General features: G+C 35.9%; 16 protein-coding genes and 2 pseudogenes. 8 read left to right on the forward strand and 10 right to left on the reverse strand.

Annotated features, from left to right (window positions below; genetic code table 11):
* Positions 1 to 421 precede the first annotated feature (421 nt).
* The 6 genes and pseudogenes from X926_RS01175 (at position 422) to X926_RS01195 (ending at position 6989) form a co-directional block, all read left to right on the forward strand.
* Positions 422 to 2275 (forward strand): ABC transporter substrate-binding protein, encoded by a 1854-nt coding sequence (locus X926_RS01175; protein ID WP_103064672.1) that lies wholly within the window; start codon positions 422 to 424, stop codon positions 2273 to 2275.
* Positions 2276 to 2398: 123 nt separating this feature from the next.
* Positions 2399 to 3436 carry an ABC transporter permease gene (locus X926_RS01180; protein WP_103064673.1) on the forward strand — a complete coding sequence of 346 codons (1038 nt, stop codon included), beginning with the start codon at positions 2399 to 2401 and terminating at the stop codon, positions 3434 to 3436.
* Between the two features lie 10 nt (positions 3437 to 3446).
* Positions 3447 to 3521: pseudogene (locus X926_RS10390) on the forward strand (hypothetical protein); the annotation flags it as partial.
* A gap of 507 nt (positions 3522 to 4028) precedes the next feature.
* Positions 4029 to 4772 (forward strand): annotated as a pseudogene (locus X926_RS10395) (ABC transporter permease); the annotation flags it as partial.
* Between the two features lie 19 nt (positions 4773 to 4791).
* Positions 4792 to 5811 carry an ABC transporter ATP-binding protein gene (locus X926_RS01190; protein WP_103064675.1) on the forward strand — a complete coding sequence of 340 codons (1020 nt, stop codon included), beginning with the start codon at positions 4792 to 4794 and terminating at the stop codon, positions 5809 to 5811.
* Positions 5811 to 6989 (forward strand): ABC transporter ATP-binding protein, encoded by a 1179-nt coding sequence (locus X926_RS01195; protein WP_103064676.1) that lies wholly within the window; start codon positions 5811 to 5813, stop codon positions 6987 to 6989. The genes X926_RS01190 and X926_RS01195 overlap by 1 nt, the downstream gene beginning before the upstream one ends.
* 32 nt (positions 6990 to 7021) lie before the next feature.
* Here X926_RS01195 and X926_RS01200 read toward each other — a convergent pair whose 3' ends face one another.
* Genes X926_RS01200 through X926_RS01210 form a run of 4 tightly spaced genes read right to left on the reverse strand, consistent with a single transcriptional unit; the run spans position 7022 to position 9129 of the window.
* Positions 7022 to 7477, reverse strand: coding sequence for a SoxR reducing system RseC family protein (locus tag X926_RS01200; RefSeq protein WP_103064677.1), 456 nt, complete (start codon positions 7475 to 7477; stop codon positions 7022 to 7024).
* Positions 7449 to 8372: a homoserine kinase gene (gene thrB / locus X926_RS01205; RefSeq protein ID WP_103064678.1), complete on the reverse strand. Its 924-nt coding sequence runs from the start codon at positions 8370 to 8372 to the stop codon at positions 7449 to 7451. Before thrB ends, X926_RS01200 begins: the two co-directional genes overlap by 29 nt.
* 23 nt (positions 8373 to 8395) lie before the next feature.
* A complete protein-coding gene (locus tag X926_RS10120; protein ID WP_158245167.1) occupies positions 8396 to 8572 on the reverse strand; it encodes a hypothetical protein in 177 nt (58 codons plus the stop codon).
* The gene (locus tag X926_RS01210; protein WP_103064679.1) at positions 8569 to 9129 is read right to left on the reverse strand and encodes an RNA polymerase sigma factor; all 561 of its coding nucleotides are present in this window, start codon (positions 9127 to 9129) and stop codon (positions 8569 to 8571) included. Before X926_RS01210 ends, X926_RS10120 begins: the two co-directional genes overlap by 4 nt.
* Before the next feature lie 277 nt (positions 9130 to 9406).
* On the opposite strand from X926_RS01210, the gene X926_RS01215 reads away from it, so the two are divergent.
* Together X926_RS01215 and X926_RS01220 are read left to right on the forward strand one after the other, a co-directional pair.
* A complete protein-coding gene (locus X926_RS01215; protein WP_103064680.1) occupies positions 9407 to 10702 on the forward strand; it encodes a Glu/Leu/Phe/Val dehydrogenase in 1296 nt (431 codons plus the stop codon).
* A gap of 110 nt (positions 10703 to 10812) precedes the next feature.
* On the forward strand, positions 10813 to 11253 hold the full coding sequence (locus tag X926_RS01220) for a hypothetical protein (protein ID WP_103064681.1): 441 nt from the start codon (positions 10813 to 10815) through the stop codon (positions 11251 to 11253).
* Here the strand turns inward: X926_RS01220 and X926_RS01225 are convergent.
* From X926_RS01225 to X926_RS01250, 6 genes are read right to left on the reverse strand one after another with little or no spacing between them, the layout of a single operon-like run.
* A complete protein-coding gene (locus X926_RS01225; RefSeq protein WP_103064682.1) occupies positions 11242 to 12423 on the reverse strand; it encodes a PLP-dependent aminotransferase family protein in 1182 nt (393 codons plus the stop codon). The genes X926_RS01220 and X926_RS01225 overlap by 12 nt on opposite strands.
* Positions 12424 to 12466: 43 nt before the next feature.
* The gene (gene cimA / locus X926_RS01230) at positions 12467 to 14047 is read right to left on the reverse strand and encodes a citramalate synthase (protein ID WP_103064683.1); all 1581 of its coding nucleotides are present in this window, start codon (positions 14045 to 14047) and stop codon (positions 12467 to 12469) included.
* A gap of 6 nt (positions 14048 to 14053) precedes the next feature.
* Positions 14054 to 15103, reverse strand: coding sequence for a 3-isopropylmalate dehydrogenase (locus X926_RS01235; protein WP_103064684.1), 1050 nt, complete (start codon positions 15101 to 15103; stop codon positions 14054 to 14056).
* Complete coding sequence (leuD, locus tag X926_RS01240; protein WP_012209380.1) at positions 15104 to 15598, reverse strand: 3-isopropylmalate dehydratase small subunit; 495 nt, start codon at positions 15596 to 15598, stop codon at positions 15104 to 15106.
* Positions 15595 to 16854 carry a 3-isopropylmalate dehydratase large subunit gene (gene leuC / locus X926_RS01245; RefSeq protein ID WP_103064685.1) on the reverse strand — a complete coding sequence of 420 codons (1260 nt, stop codon included), beginning with the start codon at positions 16852 to 16854 and terminating at the stop codon, positions 15595 to 15597. Before leuC ends, leuD begins: the two co-directional genes overlap by 4 nt.
* A 25-nt stretch (positions 16855 to 16879) precedes the next feature.
* Complete coding sequence (locus X926_RS01250; protein WP_103064686.1) at positions 16880 to 18412, reverse strand: 2-isopropylmalate synthase; 1533 nt, start codon at positions 18410 to 18412, stop codon at positions 16880 to 16882.
* Positions 18413 to 18415 lie beyond the last annotated feature (3 nt).

The following is an 18415-nucleotide window of genomic DNA, read 5'->3' on the forward strand; positions in this document are numbered from 1 at the left end:
TAATACTCTCTCTCTTTTTATTTTTTTGTTTTTTGTTCTATGAGGAGTGATATCTTTTTTTTACCCCTTTTGTCAAGTACCTCATCAACCATTTTTATTATACAGCCTAAAAACTAAATTTTATAAACCATGAAAAATTTTTCATATTTTAATTATTCTGGTAATATTTGCTTTTAATTGGTCTTAATCGTTTATAATTCCTTCAGATAAGCTGTAATCGAACTTGATAAAAATCAGATTTTGTGGAATACTATTAATGCGATGATTTGCTTCAAACTTGCAAACAAGAGGCTTTTATTTTCAAATTAAAATTTATTACTTGTGTATTAAGATGAAATGTGATAAAATATAAAAGGAAATTGTTTGGGAAAGTATTGTTAGTGTGTACAAATTCTAATAAATTTGCAAAGGAGGTAGAGGTATGAAAAAAGTTTTTATTGTTCTTATGGTTACTTTGATGGGTGTTTTTGCTTTTTCACAGGTTAAAAACCCTGATATGATCTTCGATGCAACACTAAGTGAGCCAGATACTTTAGACCCTCACCATGCTTATGACACTTCTAGTGGTGAAGTTATTTTCAACGTATATGACAACTTGGTAGCATACGATGGTGAAAGTTTGTCCAAGTTTGTTCCTATGCTTTCAACCGTTGTCCCTACAGTTGAAAATGGTTATTTGAGAGATGGTGGAACAACATATGTCTTCCCAATAAGAGAAGGTGTTAAATTTCAAAACGGTAACGATTTAACCCCTGAAGATGTCGAATACACCTTGGAAAGAGCGCTGTTATACAACCCTGCTGGAGGACCAGTATGGATGTACTTAGACCCTATGTTTGGTGTATTCAGCATTAGAACACTAGTAGAAGACTATGTAGGTGCTTCATGGGATACCATATTTGATGATGATATGAATCCAACAACTCCAGAATACGAAGAAGCTTTAGTTAATTTCTATTATGATGTAATCGATCCTTCAGTAGAAGTTCAAGGTAACGAAGTTCATGTTCATTTGGCAAGACCTTTTGCCCCATTTTTGAATGTACTCGCTTCAGGAAGTGGTTGGGGTGCGATATTAGACAAAGAGTACTCTATAGAAATAGGTGCATGGGATGGAAATGCAGAAGGTTGGTGGAAGTATCACGGATGGACGAAAGAACAGTCTCCTTATTTTGATCATGCTATGGGAACTGGTCCGTATAAATTAGTAGAATGGGATCACGCTCAACAAAGGATAACGCTCGAAAGATTCGACGATTACTGGAGAGGTCCCGCACCAATAAGAAGAGTAATTATTCAAGGTATAGATGAATGGTCAACAAGAAGAGCTATGCTTGAAACAGGCGATGCAGACATAGCCTATGTTCCTGCTCAGTATTTAGATGTGGTTCTTTCTATGGATGGTCTGACCGTTATTCCTGGCACACCTGAAGTTTCAATTACTTCTTTAGGATTCAATTGGCAAGTTGATCCTGAGTCCCCATACATTGGCTCTGGTCAATTGGATGGAAACGGTATTCCACCAGATTTCTTTGAAGATCATAATGTTAGATTAGGTTTCGCGTATGCCTTTGATTATGATGGTATGATAAATGAAGTCTTGAACGGTTTAGGCGAAAAAGTTCCTACCGCTTTGCCAACTGGATTCTTAGGGTATAGTGAAGATCTCCCGACATACGAATTGGATCTGCAAAAGGCTGAAAATTACTTTAAACGTGCTTACAAAGGTAGATTATGGCAAACAGGTTTCAAAATGACTATTCTTTACAATACAGGGAACGATTCAAGGAGAGTATCTGCTGAAATATTGAGAGATAATTTAGCACAAATAAATCCTAGATTCCAAGTTGAAGTTAGAGGAGTTCAATGGCCAACTTACTTAGATGAAAGAGAAAACATGATGCTTCCTGTTTACATCATTGGTTGGGTTGCTGATTTTCCTGATCCACATAACTTTATTTTCACTTATTACCACAGTGAAGGTGATTACGGAGGGTACTACGGCGATAACTTTGCGGAATTTGCAAGCTTGCCAAGACCAGAATTTGGTGGAAAATCATTGAACAAAATGATAGAAGACGCAGCCCTTGAATCTGATCCTGCTGTAAGAGAGCAAATGTATATAGATATTCAAGAATTTGTCTTTGATTATGCTCTTGTTTTGCCTCTTTATCAGCCACAAGGGTTGAGAGTCCATCGTTCTTGGCTAAAAGGATGGATAGATAATCCAATTTGGCCTGGTGATTATTACTATAACTACACTAAAGTAGAGTAATAATTCTGCTAAGATAATGTAAAAAGAAGTTTTTTTGTAGTAAAATTTGAAGAGAGGGGTTTTCCCCTCTCTTTTTAAGTGATTACTTATTAAGTATAATTCACAGAGCGGAGGTGTTTACTTTTGACAACATACATCATCAGAAGGTTGTTATTACTACCTTTGATTATGTTAGGTGTTACTTTGATAGTTTTTTCTATGCAACAATTACTAGGACCTTTGAAACTTTTATCTACCTATGTTGATCCAAATACTTATGCAAAATTATCCGATCAGGATAAAATCGTTTTAATGGAGCAGTACGGTTTAACAGATCCTTGGCCAGTTAGATATGGAAAATGGATTGGGAATTTGTTCAAAGGTGATCTTGGATGGTCTGTAGTGGGCAAAGAACCTGTTTTAGATGCTTTATTACACAGGTTCCCCTATACGGTAGAATTAGCACTATATGCTATTTTTCCTATAATAGGGATTGGTATATGGTTGGGGGTTACCGCTGCAGTTCATCATAACTCATTTATAGATCAGGCTATTAGAATTTTCGCTTTAATAGGTTGGTCTTTGCCAGATTTTGTTTGGGCAATATTGGTTTTATTGATATTTTATATTGGTTTAGGTTGGTTTCCGCCAGGTAATCTAAGCTTATGGGCAGACGAAGTTGTAAAAAGTGCCTCCTTTAATAATTATACTAATCTTTTGACTATAGATGCATTACTCAACGGAAGAATTGATATATTTTGGGATGCTTTAAGGCATATTTTAGGACCCATAATTGCCATTTCTTGGTTATGGTGGGCTAATCTATTGAGAATTACCCGATCTTCAATGTTGGAAGTTCTTAGAAGAGATTATATAAGAACTGCAAGATCAAAAGGTTTACCAGAAAGAGTAGTCATAAACAAACATGCCCGAAGAAATGCTCTAATTCCAGTTGTAACAACCGCAGGTCAAATGGTTATTGGTTTATTGGCAGGCGTTGTTATAGTAGAGATGGTTTTTGTTAGAACAGGTTTGGGATCATTTGCGGCAACAGCGGCTCAGACTCTAGATTATGCTTCTATAATGGGTGTTTTATTATTTACTTCTTTCATACTTATTGTTGGAAATCTTATAATCGATATATCGTATGCATTTATTGATCCAAGAATCAGGTTAGGGTGAGGTGAAAATTGTGAATGAAGAAACAAAAAGGGCTTTAAAGCGTTTTTTTACTAATCCTTCCGCCATTATTGGCTTTTCTATATTAGTTTTTTTCATAATTGTAGCAATATTTGCACCAGTGATTGCACCTCCTCAATTACCAAATGAAAGAAACTTGGAAAGGGCCCTTGAATTAGTAAATGAAGATCCAACAGGGAATAAAGATTCTATTATTCAAGAGTTTCAAAACTATTGGGAAGATACATATTTTTTCGCTGAAATGGATTATCAAGATATATCAAGATTGATGGAAAGTGTTGAAAAGTTTGAAGATGGAGAGATTGAAAAAGAAATATTAAAATCTCAAATTGAAGAATTAGTTGATATGTACGTTCTAAATAGGTCCTACTATGAAGATTTTGATGAAGATACCAATGGAGTAATTAGAAGGTTGAGAAATGAATATGAAAGTGTTGTAGAAAGATATGAAAGGTCTTTACAACTTTCTGAAATGATCAGTGATCTCCAGTCACTCGAAGGGCAAGATTTCAAAAATGAAGCTTTAAACGTTTATGAAACCTTAAACAAAGATTTTTTGAACTCAATTGATTTTGATCCCTACATGATCCCCAATGCAGTTTCAACATTAGAACCTATACCACCATCTCCTGAACATCCCTTTGGGATAGTAAATCAAAAGGATATTTTTTATGGTGTTGTATGGGGAAGTAGAACCGCTTTTCAGATAGGGCTGGTAGTAGTTTTAATTTCAACCGCTGTTGGGCTTTTTATAGGTTCAGTAGCTGCCTATTTTGGTGGTTGGCTTGAAGAAGTTTTGATGAGAATTACAGATATTTTTATGTCCATACCTTTTATGCTTGCAGCTATGGTTTTAACAACTATTTTAGGTCTTGGAGTTAGAAATATGATGATTGCTTTGATAATTTTTGGGTGGATGGTTACGGCAAGATTGATCAGAGGGAACATACTTCAAGCCAAAAACGAGCAATACGTAATGGCTGCAAAAGCTCTTGGGGTAAGAGACGCGGCAATTATAGTTAAACATATCTTACCTAATACGATATTTCCAGTTTTGATAAACGCTACCATGAGGATTGGATCGATGGTTATCACTGCCGCAGCTTTGAGTTTCTTGGGTTTAGGTGCTCCACAAGGATACGCGGATTGGGGATCTATATTATCGTATTCAAGAGACTGGATCATTGGAGGTACAAGTCCGGGTCAATACTGGTTCACGATCTTGTATCCTGGTGTAGCTATGATTCTTTTTGTCATGGGTTGGAATTTACTGGGAGATGCCCTAAGAGATGTCTTTGATCCAAGAATGAGACGATAAAGTGAGAGGAGGAAGTTTTTTGAAAGATAATAATAGCGAACCTATACTTCGTGTTAATAATTTGCATGTTCATTTTAAGACAGAGGACGGTATAATAAAGGCCGTCAATGGTGCAAGTTTTGAGCTTTATCCAGGTGAGACTTTGGCAATAGTGGGAGAGTCTGGTTCAGGCAAAACAGTTACTGCGTTAAGCACTATAAGGCTACTAGACGAAAACGGATGGATCGCTGAAGGAGAAATAAAGTACAAAGATACTGATGTTTTGTCTTTATCGGACAACCATATCAGAAGGATACGCGGTAAAGAGATTTCCATGATCTTCCAAGAACCTATGACTGCACTTAACCCAGTTTACACTGTTGGGGAGCAGATCATGGAATCTCTTGAACTACATCTTAATATGAACGAAAAAGAAGGTAAAAAAAGAGCGATTGATTTATTAAGAAAGGTCGGCATTCCCGAACCAGAAAGGCGAATAGATCAATATCCTCACGAATTGTCTGGTGGAATGAGACAGAGAGCTATGATCGCTATGGCGTTAGCTTGCAACCCATCCATTCTTATAGCAGATGAACCAACTACCGCATTGGATGTTACCATTCAGGCACAGATACTGGAACTTATGAAGGATTTACAAAATGAATTTAAAATGTCCATAATTTTTATCACACATGATCTGGGAGTAATTGCTGAAATGGCTGACAGGGCATTAGTTATGTATGGTGGTGAAGTGGTTGAAAGTGGTGAAATCAAAACTATTTTTAAAAGGCCACGTCATCCCTATACATGGGGCTTGATGAATTCAATTCCCAGAATAGACAAGGAAGAGGAGAGGTTGCTTTCTATTCCTGGAGTAGTCCCAAACCCCCTGAACTTTCCAAAGGGTTGCAAATTTTCAAATAGGTGTTTTTTTGCTGATCAAAAATGTGTAGATGAAGATCCTAACTTGGAAGAAGTAGAACCTCGCCATTTTTCCCGTTGTTGGCACATAGACAAATTATTGGACGAAATGAACAAAGTCAAAGAAGGTGAAGTATAGTGCCAAATAGTGACAAAGTGATCTTAAAAGTTGAAAATTTGAAAAAATATTTTCCTGTTAGAGCCGGGGTCTTCAAAAGAACAGTCGCCCAAGTGCTAGCTGTAGACGATATTAGTTTTGAAATAAAAGAAGGCGAAACTCTGGGGCTTGTTGGTGAGTCTGGTTGTGGTAAAAGTACAACAGGCATGACAATCCTGAGATTATACGAACCAACAGATGGACGAATTATAATGGAGGAACAAGACACTACACCATGGTTCATGAAAGGTACCACCGTTAATAAGTATGTTAAGAAGATTTATGCAGACAGATTTGAAAAAATGAAAAAAGAATTAGGTTCAGAAGAAGAAGTAATTAAGAAATTAGATAATCAAATAGACAAAAAATACGCACAGTTATATTTTCAAAACGGAGTAAGTGAAATAAGAAAAGATTTGTTGAATAATTTGGCTGAAAAAAGACGATCCTTTAGAAAAAATGCCCAAGTCATCTTTCAAGACCCTTATTCTTCCTTAAATCCAAGAATGAGAGTTCTGGATATCATAGGAGAAGGTATGAAAGTTAATAAAATGGGTACAGCTTCTGAAATAAGAGATAGAGTAGCTAACTTAATGGAAACAGTAGGATTATCAAAAGATTATGTTTATAGGTATCCCCACCAATTTTCTGGTGGACAAAGACAAAGAGTAGGGATAGCGCGTGCTTTGGCATTGGACCCAAAATTAATCATTTCTGATGAAGCAGTTTCCGCTTTAGATGTTTCCATTCAATCTCAGATAATAAATTTAATGGTTGACTTGAAAAATGATTACGGTTTAACCTATGTTTTTATAGCTCATGATTTGGCCGTTGTGAAACACATAAGCGACAGAATAGCGGTTATGTATCTAGGAAAGATAGCTGAATTAACAACGAAAAAAGAGCTCTTTGATGAGCCATTACACCCTTATACGGTTTCTTTGATGTCGGCAATTCCTATACCAGATCCGGAAGTGAAAAAGAAAAGAGTGGTTTTACAAGGTGATGTACCAAGCCCTCTAAATCCACCCTCGGGTTGTAGATTTCATCCTCGTTGTCCAATTGCTAAAGATATTTGTAGCAAAGAAGAACCACCACTTAAAGAAGTTAAGCCAGGACATTTTGTATCATGTCATTTTCCTGGTGAGTTTAAAATTTAAAAGCTTGGGTTTTACCCAAGCTTTTTAAAACCTTAAATTTCCTCTTTGTTGTTCAATTGTAGATCTAATTTTTGTTCCAACTGTTGTAATATGACGGGGAGATATCTGTCTTTTAATTTTATTCTGTCATACTGATGAATTAAAAAATAAGTAATTCCTAATCCTAAAATGCCAGCCAAGAAAGAGAAGATATCTGAAAAGCCCAAAGTATAGAGAATGGAAACTATAGACAAGAAAACTATTAAAGGAATCCCATAAGCTAAAAAAGAAAGTTTCACTACTGGAACTTCAGGTAATTCTACAACTACTTTATCTCCCTTTTTCACATCGACTTTTTCGGTGTTTTTAGCTTTTAAATTTAGTTCGTTTGCCCCACCTAATAGGGTACAGCCACCTTTCATTGCACAGCTCTCACATTCTTGCGTTCGTGTGGTTCTCAAATACACGTAACTTTCGTCTTTATCGATAACATCCATTACTTCCCTCATCGTTTATTACCTCCAATCCATTATGACATACGTCCAAAACCGTTACTTTATAACCTTGATCAAAGTGAGAAAGAAAACTAACCATCTCATCTTCTATATTTTTATAATCTCCATCTAAAATTCCCATGATTGTTGGCCCAGAACCACTCAAAAAATACCCCTTTGTACCTATTTTCATCAATTTAGATGTTATTTCTTCCCAGTAGGGGATAAAATCTTTACGATATGGCTGATGGATTTTATCTTTCGTGGCTTCTGACAAATTTTCAAAATGGGAGGTTACAAGAGATGCAACAAGGAGGCCAACTCTGCTTATATTAAACACCGCATCTTCAATGGGCACATTTTTTGGTAAAAGTGAACGAGCTTTTTTGGTAGAAAAATGAAAATCGGGGATAATTGCCAATAATTTTAACTGAGTTGGTAAATCCATTTTTACATACTTAACTTCTTTTTCCAACAAACTTCCTACTGTCAATCCTCCAACCAATGCAGGTAGAATATTATCCGTATGTCCATCCATTGTAGCTGCTAAATATATTATCTCTTCTTTCTTCAAAGGATTATTAAGTAGTTCATTGGCAACTACTAAGCCTCCGACTATACAAGCTGCGCTACTTCCCAAACCTCTTGCTATGGGTATATTATTTATAAGATTTATACGAAGACCTTGGGGGTGAATATTTACTGCGTCAAACAATCGTTTCATAGCCTGATAAACTAAATTATGCTCATTAGTTTCTATATATGCTTGATCTTCAACCGGAATATTAATTTCTAGGCCAAAGTTTATTTCTTCCACTTCTATGATATTGTACAATTGTAAGGCTATCCCTAAACTATCAAATCCTGGTCCTATGTTGGCAGTTGTGGCTGGAACTTTGACTCTGATCATTTCTTCAGCCCTTTCATAAGGATTTATTCTAGTTTTAGTTTATTTTTAACATTGTTGATAACAGAGTTTTCGCAGGAAAAATATGTTTTTATAATGCCCCTATATATATCGATCATTTTCTTGCAATTTTCGTTCAACTCATCTTCCTTGATTTTTCCCTCAAAAAATTCATCGAACAATTCTTCTTCTTTTTCGTTCATACGAAGTTAGCCTCCTCTATCAATTGTCTCAATTTTTCCCTCGCGTAGTGCAACCTACTTTTCACCGTCCCAAGAGGGATTTCCATTATCTCAGCAATTTCATTGTAACTCAGCCCATCGATATCTCTTAACTTAATCAGTAGTCTTTCTTCCTCGTCTAATTTTTCCATTATATTTAAAATCAATTGGTAATCGAGTTCTTCTAATACTTCATTTTTAACATTGGTATTGGAAATTGCTTGGATATTATGATTTTGATCCGTTTCATCTTCAAAATCCACAGAAGTTTCTTTGCTTCTTTGATATTTGCGTGAATAATTTTTACCAACGTTGACAGCGATTCTATAAATCCAAGTAGATAACTTGGAAAGGCCTTTAAATCCATTTATCCCTTTGATAATTCTTATAAACACTTCTTGAAGGGCATCTTCTATTTCATCGTGGTTAACGTAATTTCTTAAAACCCCATAAATTTTTGGCGCATACTCTTCATATAATCTTTTAAAAGCATCAGGATCATTTTTTTTAAGATCTTCAATGAATTTTTCCTCTGTCAATTTGACTCTCTCCCATAATAAATTGTTCATTTTATTATATCATAAATTGTTGAAGAGATTCTATGAAAAAATTTTCTTTGAAATTTTTTTCATAGTTGACAAAAACCTTGATATTCGGGCATAAATTACTATAATTGCTTCTAATCGCCTAAGAATAGATTTCTTTGGATTTGAAACTTTGAGAAAAAAGGGATAAAATATTTATGTACAATAATAATGAAGTTCTATAGTAGTTTATAGAAAGAGAGAAACAATTAGAAAAAGGAGGATTCTAAAGATGGAAGAAACAAAGAAAGTAAGCTTATTTGATAACGCAGTTAAGCAATTCGACAGAGCCGCTAGAATCATGGAATTAGATAGAAATTTAAGAGAAGTATTAATCAAACCTAAGAGAGAACTTACCGTTAATTTTCCAGTGCGTATGGATGATGGATCAATCAAAGTTTTTACAGGTTACAGAGTACAACACAATGTTTCTAGAGGTCCAGCAAAAGGTGGAATTAGATACCATCCAGATGTCACATTAGACGAAGTTAAAGCTTTGGCTTTTTGGATGACTTGGAAGTCTGCTGTAGTGGACATCCCCTATGGTGGAGCTAAAGGCGGCGTTACAGTGGATCCCTTTAAACTTTCGGATTCTGAATTGGAAAGATTGTCGCGAAGGTTCTTCTCTGAAATTCAAATCATAATAGGTGAAGAAAAAGATATCCCCGCCCCAGATGTAAACACTAATGGTCAAATAATGTCTTGGTTTATGGATACATATTCTATGAATATAGGACATACAACTTTAGGCATAGTTACAGGGAAGCCTTTAGAGATTGGAGGTTCTGAAGGAAGAACAGAAGCTACTGGAAGAGGAGTAAATATATGTATCGAGGAAGCTGTAAAATATTTGAGAGACAGGGGAAGACTAAATAAAAAAGATGAAGCGATAACCGTCGCCATTCAAGGTTTTGGTAATGTCGGTTCTTACTTAGCTTTGACTCTAACAGAAGAAAGTAGATATAGGTTGGTTGCAATATCTGATTATAGTGGTGGTTTTTATAAAGAATCCGGTTTCACCGCAGAAGAGATTCGTTATCTGATGGATAAAACTAGAGATAGAAAAGCCTTGTTATTGGATGTTAACGAAGAAGGTTATAAAGAGATAACCAACGAAGAGTTATTGAAGTTAGATGTAGATGTTTTTGCACCTTGCGCAATGGAAAATGCAATTAACGAAGATAATGCGGATGATATAAGGGCAAAACTCATCGTTGAAGGAGCTAACGGTCCACTAACTCCAGAAGCTGACGATATCTTGTTGTCCAAAAATGTCTTCATAGTACCAGATTTCTTGGCAAATGCTGGTGGCGTGACGGTTTCGTACTTCGAGTGGGTACAAGGACTTCAATGGAATTTTTGGGAACTTGAGGACATTAGAAAAGCTCTACAAAAAAAGATGAAGAACGCATTTTGTGACGTTGCTCAAACAATGGATAAGTATGAGGTCGACATGAGAACAGCTGCATATGTGAGAGCCATAGAACGTGTGGCAAACGCTACAAAGTTAAGAGGCATTTATCCGTGATGATAAAATAACAAAAATTACCCCTTTCTTAACTATTTAGAAAGGGGTAATTTTTTGGTTACTTAGGTTAAGTAAAATAGAATAGGTTTATTAAATAAAGGGGTGGAAAAATGGCTTTTACTTTAATTTCAACATTCATAAACGCCACAATTGGGTTTTTTCTAGTTGATATGCTGTTTTGGATTTTGTCACTAGTAATCTTAGGTATTGTACTGTACATTTCCTGGAAAAAAAGTATATACAGCAAATTGGGTAACTTTATTTTGATAGTAGGTATTTTATTTTCTTTTTTTGGGTATTTAAATAATTTTAATCCGTCTTATTTTTATTTGTTGATTAACCTGTCTGCCTTTTTCGCTGTTCTTTATACAGCGTTTAACAAAAAATTGTTAATTATTCTATCTTGGATGTTAAATGGTTTTTCCCTGGGGTACATTATAGCATCATTGAGGGACTTAAATTTAGGCATCGTGTTTGGGATAATTATTTTCCTTATAGGATTAAGAGATGCATTTTTGCCTAAAAAGTTTGACGAACATTTAAACGACTAATTCTTGTATTGTAGAAGCTAACCTTTTTATCCCCTCTTCAATACTTTCTTCATTTGAACAGGAATAATTTAATCTCAAGGTATTTACATTTTTCTTGTCAATGTAAAAAGGGTCTCCGGGGACGAAGGCAACCTTTTTTTCTATAGCTTTGTCAAACAACTCAAGAGCAGAAATATTGTTAGGCAAAGTTACCCAAAGAAACATTCCTCCCTGTGGATTCGTATATTCTACATCTTTGGGGAAATATTTTTTAATACTTTCTATCATCGCATTTTTTTGAGCACCATATCTCATTTTTATGTTCATTATATGTTTGTCTAGGTCGTTCTCTTTCAAGAACTGGTATAGTATTCTTTGCCCTACATAATTAGAATGTAGATCAGCCCCTTGCTTAGCAGTCACAAGATTTTCCAGTACATCTTTGGGAGCAACTACCCAACCCAGCCTAAATCCTGGGGCAACAATTTTTGAGAAAGATCCTAAAAGTATCGTTTGTTCAGGAATCAATTTTTTGAATGAAACACTATCTTCCCCTTCAAATCTTAACTCTCCATATGGGTCATCCTCTATTAGGTAAATATTGTGCTTTTTCAACAAGTCAGCTATCTTTTCTCTGTTTTTATTTGTATATGTAATTCCCGAAGGATTTTGAAAATTTGGGACGGTGTAAAGTAATTTTGGTGAAAATTCTTCTAAAACATCTTCTAATTCTTCTAAATCAAGACCCTCTTGGGATAGTTTTACGGTTTTAAAGTTTTTTGTGTATACTGCTAATGCTTGTATGGCTCCCAAGTATCCAGGTTCTTCAATTGCAATGAAATCATCTTCATTTAAAAAAAGTTTTCCGAGTAAGTCGAGGGCTTGTTGAGAACCATGAGTTATTAAAACATCATCTTTTGTTATGTTTAAACCTTTTTTTTCGTTGTACCTATTGGCGATGAATTCTCTTAAAGGTGGATATCCTTCTGTGGAACTGTATTGAAGTATCTCTTTACCGTGATTATCAAACTGAGAAACAGCGGCATTTTTTATCTCGTTTACTGGAAACAAATCAGGATTTGGTAAACCGCCTGCAAATGAAATTATTTCGGGGTCATCAACTACTTTAAGTATCTCTCTTATAAAAGAACGTGGAACGTTTTTCATACGATTAGCGTAAATATTTTCCATTTTTTTCTCTCCTCTGAGTAGTTTTTGTAGTCTAAAAGTTTTGTTAGTTTTCTTTTACGGGGAACAGATTATCCACAAACAATCCGTATTCCACGCTGTCTAACAATGCTTTCCAGCTGGCTTGAATTATGTTAGTTGAAACACCCACAGTAGTCCAAGTTTTATCTGTGTCTGAAGTTTCTATTAAGACTCGTACCTTAGCAGCGGTTCCAGAAGCACTGTCAAGCACCCTTACTTTGTAGTCTATCAATTTCATGCTTTTCAGGGATGGGAAAAAGTCTTCTAGAGCCTTTCGCAACGCCATATCTAAAGCATTCACAGGGCCATCACCTTCAGCAACGGCATGGACGGTTTCATCGTTTATTTTTAATTTGACAATAGCTTCGGTTCCCGTACCTTCGCCAAAATTGTAATGAAGAATGTTGAAATTTTCCACTTGAAAATTCGGTGTGTAATCAAAAAATTCTCTTAATACTAGGAGTTTCAAAGAAGCATCTGCACCTTCAAATTGATATCCATCATGCTCATATTCCTTGATCTTCAATGTTAACTTTTTGAACTGTTCTTCAGAAAATTGTGTAATATCAAAGCCCAATTCTTCCAACTTTGATTTCAAATTGCTTTTTCCTGATAACTCAGAAACTAATATTCTTCTAGTGTTCCCAACCCATTCCGGAGATATGTGTTCATAAGTGAGTGGATTTTTAAGAATGGCGCTAACATGGACACCACCTTTATGTGTGAAGGCACTTCTTCCCACGTAAGGGATCCTGTTGTCAGGAGTTAAGTTAGCAACTTCAAATACGTAATTATAAAGTGAAGTCGTTTTTTCTACATTTATTTTCGGTAATCTAAATCCGTATTTAAACTTCAAGTTAGGTATTATAATACAGAGGTCTGCATTACCACATCTTTCCCCTAAGCCTCCAACCGTTCCTTGTATTTGTTCAACTCCTTCTTGTAAGGCTGTAAGAGAATTCGCCACAGCTAGGCCAGAATCGTTGTGAGCATGAATGCCCAAAGGTATTTTTATTCTCGCTTTTACCTCTTCTATTGCCTCTTTGATCTTTGAAGGGGTTTGTCCTCCGTTTGTGTCACATAAAACAGCGATCGAAGCGCCAGAGTTTTGTGCAACTTCTAATGTTTTAATGGCATATTGTTGATTATGGTAAAAACCATCAAAAAAGTGTTCGGCATCAAAAAATACTTCTATACCTTTTCTTTTTAAGAAGGTTATCGTATCTTCTATAAGTTTCAGGTTGTCATCAAGAGAAATGCCCAAGGCTTGAGATACATGGAAGTCCCAACTTTTTGCAAATATAGTAACGATTTTTGCCCCAGAAGAAACCAATTTTAAAATATTCGGATCATCTTCTGCCTTTATTCCGTATCTTTTTGTAGAGCTAAATGCAACTATCTCACTGTTTTTGAATGACATACTTTGAACCTTTTTAAAAAACTCTTCATCTTTAGGATTGGATCCTGGCCAACCACCTTCGATGTAGTCTATTCCGTACTCATCCAATTTTTTTGCTATCTTTAATTTATCTTCTACAGTTAGAGAAACATTCTCTCCTTGGGTTCCATCTCTTAAAGTGGTATCAAACAATTTAGGTTCTTTCAATTTGGTTCACCCTCTTTTTAAAATTTTGACAATTTCGTCTCCTACTTCACTGGTGCTTAAATTTCCCCCCATGTCTTGAGAAAGTAAGTTTTCATCGATCGATGTTTTAATCGCACCTTCAACTTTTTCAGCTAAATCTTTTCTTCCAAAATATTCTAACATCATTGCTGCAGCTAAAATAGCAGCTATAGGATTGGCAATACCTTTACCAGCAATATCGGGAGCTGAACCATGAACGGGTTCAAACATGGAAACACTGTTGGGATTAATATTTCCTGAGGCAGCCAACCCCATCCCCCCCTGAAGTTCTGCACCCAAATCTGTGATGATGTCCCCAAACATGTTACAGGTTACTATCACATCAAATATTTCGGGATTTCGTACCATTTTCATCGTTATAGCATCTACGTAGTAATGATCAGTCTGAACGTCTGGGTATTCCTTCTTTAACTCTTCAAATACCCTCAACCATAAGCCGTGAGAATAAGTTAGTACGTTACTTTTATCACAGAGTGTTAGTTTCCCATTGAGATTTTTTGCATACTCAAAAGCGTACCGGATGATACGCTCTACACCTTTTCTAGTTGAAATCATCTCTTGTATTGCTACTTCGTCTTGAGTATCTTTTTTTAAAATTCCACCAACACCTGCATAGAGTCCTTCAGTATTTTCTCTTATTACTGTAAAATTGATCTCATTAACGCCTTTCTTTTTCAAAGGCGAAAACCTGTCGTTTAGTAGTTTTATTGGTCTTAAATTGACGTATTGATCAAAATGAAATCGTAATTTTAATAGTATCCCATGCTCTAAGACACCTGCTGGTACTCTTGGATCCCCTACTGCACCCAAATATATGGCATCGAAGGTTTCTAATCGTTTCAATAGAGAGTCTGGGATTAATTCTCCAGATTTTAGATACCGTTCGGCTCCAACCTCGAACTCTTCAAATTTGAGATTCAAATTATACTTTTCTCCCATAAAATTTAATATTTTAAGACCTTCGTTGATTACTTCCTTCCCAATTCCATCCCCTGGTAGAACAGCTATCGACGGCATCTATTGAGCGACCTCCTTTTTGATCTTCTCTATCAATCCCCCGGAAGATATTATTTCTTGAAGAAATTTAGGATATTTCTCTGAATAGTATTCTTTCTTGTTTTTTAGATCTTTGATGATTCCATTGTCTAAGTCTACCTCTATTTCCGAACCATCTTGGATATTATGAGAAGCCTCTTTAGAAATAAGTATAGGTAATCCAATATTGATGGCGTTTCGATAAAAAATCCTTGCAAAACTTTCTGCTATGACACAAGAAACGCCTGCCGCCTTAATCGATAATGGAGCATGTTCACGAGAACTTCCAGAACCGAAATTCCTTCCGGCTACTATAATGTCTCCTTTTTGAACTTTTTTTACGAAATCTTTATCTATATCTTCCATACAATGTTGTGCCAATATCTCTGGTTCAGGGTTGTTTAGATATCTAGCTGGTATAATAACATCGGTATCAACGTTGTCACCGTATTTGAAAACTCTCCCTCTGAATTTCACCTTATAACCTCCTCAGGATGAGTGATGTATCCAGTAATAGCAGAAGCTGCCGCCACCGCAGGATTGGATAAATAAACTTCACTTTCTGGATGACCCATCCTTCCAACAAAATTCCTGTTAGTTGTAGATATCGCCTTCTCACCTTTTGCCAATACTCCCATGTGTCCACCTAGGCAAGGTCCACACGTTGGTGTACTCACAGCGGCTCCCGCTTCGATGAATATTTCAATTAAACCTTCTTTTAGTGCCTGCATGTATATATCTTGGGTGCCAGGAAAAATAATGCATCTTACATCAGAGTTAACTTTGTGTCCCTTAAGTACGTGAGCAGCGATTCTTAAGTCTTCTATTCTTCCATTGGTGCAAGAACCAATTACAGATTGATCAATTTTTATCCCCTTTGCTTCATTAACAGGTTTCGTGTTTTCTGGCAAATGTGGGAAAGCCACCTGTGGTTCAATATTTGAAACATCATATTCGATAACTTCTTCATAAGTGGCATCGGGATCGCTACTTACCGGTGCATAATCTCTTACCGCCCTTTCTTTTAAGTACTCTTTGGTTTTTTCATCGTATTCAAATAATCCACATTTCGCTCCTGCTTCTATCGCCATGTTTGCCATAGTCATTCTCGAATCCATAGAAAGATCTTCGATCGTTTCTCCAGTAAACTCAATAGATTTATATAAAGCTCCATCCACTCCTATATCTCCTATCGTGTAAAGTATCAAATCCTTTCCACTGACCCATGGGTTTAACTTTCCTTTGTATACGATTTTTATACTTTCTGGGACTCGGAACCATAAGTAACCGGTAGCCATCGCGGCAGCCATATCGGTGCTTCCAACACCTGTACCTAAACAGTTAAGAGCACCATAGGTACACGTATGGGAATCTGCTCCTACAACGATTTCACCTGGTAAGGCTAGTCCTTTTTCAGGTATTAGACAGTGTTCTATTCCCATTTTACCTATCTCAAAATAATTAAGAATATTCATCTCTTTTGCAAAATTTCTTATAAGTAGAGCATTTTGCGCGGATTTTATATCTTTGTTTGGGGTAAAGTGGTCTGGAACTATTGCAATTCTTTCATTATCAAATACTTTGGATAATCCTATTTTTCTAAATTCTTTGATGGCAACAGGAGTTGTTACATCGTTCCCAAGTACAAGATCCACTCTCGCATTAACAATCTCTCCGGGTTTAACTTCACTTTTATTTGAATGAGACGCAAGAATCTTCTCTACAATTGTCATTTCTTTATTTCCTCACTTTATCATTTTATTTTTTTGTAGTTTGGAGTTTCTTAGTCATATATTTATTCAAGGCATTTAGATAAGCCAAAGTACTCGCTTGGGTAATATCTGTTTCAACAGAATGCCCAACGTACACATCTTCTCCAATTTTGAGTTTAACGGTTGTTTCTCCTAAGGCATCGGTCCCCTCTGTAACCCCTTCAATCTTATACGAAATCAAAGTGATATTTTCTTCTTCAGCGATTTCGTTTATGGCTTTAAATATTGCATCTATTGGCCCGTCTCCACTGCAAGCTGCTTTTTCTATCAAATCTTCTCCTCTTGCTATCTTTATAGTCGCTGTCGGTAGTGTAGTGTTTCCAGTAGTAACGGATAAATATTTGAGTTTGAAATAATCCTCCGTTTTATATAGTTCGTCGTTTATCAATGCTTCAACATCAAGCGGATTTAAATTCTTTTTTTTACTGGCTAGATCTTTGAATTTTATGAATAACTTTTCAAAGGTTTCTTCATCCACAGTGTAACCAGATGATGTTAAGAACTCCTTTAAAGCATGTCTTCCCGAGTGTTTTCCTAAAATTAGTTTATTTGAATTTAATCCTATACTTTCAGCTTTCATTATTTCGTAAGTAGTTCTCTCTTTGATAACACCATCTTGATGAATACCAGATTCATGTGCAAAGGCATTTTTACCTACTATTGCTTTATTAGGTTGAACAACCATTCCAGTAAATTGTGAAACCATGTTGCTTAATTTTAAAATCTTAGTTGTATCCTGCGTTACGACTAAATCTTCAAAATAATCTTTTCTGGTAACTAACGCCATTAAAACTTCTTCTAAGGCAGCGTTGCCTGCCCTTTCTCCTATTCCATTGACTGCAACCTCTGCCTGATCGGCACCCTCTTTCAGAGCAACGAGTGTGTTAGCAGTTGCCATCCCTAAATCGTTATGGCAATGTACACTTAATTCAATCTTGTCTATGTTCCTTGTGTTTTCTTTTATCTTTTTAATAAATTCACCAAATTCTTGAGGAATTGCATATCCCACCGTATCAGGCACGTTAATTACCCATGCACCAGCTTCGATGACTTTTTCAAAGAGTTTGTACAAAAACTCTAACTCGCTTCTTGAAGCATCTTCTGCTGAAAATTCAACGTTATTAGTATACTTTGCTGCATACTTCACGGCCTCAACTGCTCTTTCCAAAACTTGATCTTCATTCATTTGCAGCTTATATTTCATGTGAATAGGAGAAGTGGCAATGAACACATGAATTCTTGGTTGTTCTGCTTCCTGAAGTGCTTCCCAAGCACAATCGATATCTTTGTAATTCGCCCTTGCTAAAGCGGCAATCTCAACATCTCTGATTTTTTGGGCGATGTTTTTCACACTTTCAAAATCACTACTTGAAGAAATAGGAAAACCAGCCTCTATTACATCAACTTTTAACAAGGAAAGCTGTTCGGCTATTGCCAACTTCTCCTCCATTGTCAAACTTACTCCTGGAGATTGTTCACCATCTCTCAACGTAGTATCAAAAATTTTTATTTTTCTCAAATT

The sequence above is a fragment of the Petrotoga sp. HWHPT.55.6.3 genome (genome assembly GCF_002895495.1).
GTDB lineage: Bacteria > Thermotogota > Thermotogae > Petrotogales > Petrotogaceae > Petrotoga > Petrotoga mobilis.